This is a genomic window from Desulfobulbus alkaliphilus (genome assembly GCF_016918545.1).
Taxonomy (GTDB): domain Bacteria; phylum Desulfobacterota; class Desulfobulbia; order Desulfobulbales; family Desulfobulbaceae; genus Desulfobulbus; species Desulfobulbus alkaliphilus.
The window spans coordinates 1-425 of the sequence record NZ_JAFFQC010000316.1; the positions used below are offsets into that span (position 1 = coordinate 1).

A 425-nucleotide genomic window follows, 5' to 3' on the forward strand; every position below is an offset into this window, starting at 1 on the left:
GCTGGAGACGGAAGCCGCCCACGGCACCGTGACCCGCCACTATCGCCAGCATCAGAAGGGCGAGGCCACCTCGACCAACTCGATCGCCTCGATCTTCGCCTGGACGCGCGGTTTCAAGCACCGCGCCAAGCTGGACGGCAACGCCGCCCTAGACCAGTTCGCCGACACCCTGGAGAAGGTGGTCGTGGACACGGTCGAGAGCGGCCACATGACGAAGGACCTGGCGCTGCTGGTCGGCGACCAACAGGGCTGGCTAACCACCGAGGGCTTCCTCGACAAGGTCGCCGAGAACCTGAAGACCGCCCTGCCGGACGTGGGCTGAGCCCCGCAGGCGCCCCGCCGCACGGGCCTTGCCGCCAGGACGCCCAAACGTCCTCAAGCAGCGCGAAGCGCGGTAGGACAAAGAAGAATGGCCCCGTCGGAGC

At 68.0% G+C, this 425-nt stretch carries 1 protein-coding gene; it reads left to right on the plus strand.

What is annotated here, in order from left to right; translation table 11 throughout:
• The coding region (locus JWG43_RS21010) for an isocitrate/isopropylmalate family dehydrogenase (protein WP_240193687.1) at window positions 1-322 on the plus strand (322 nt) is incomplete at its 5' end.
• Between the last annotated feature and the right edge of the window lie 103 nt (window positions 323-425).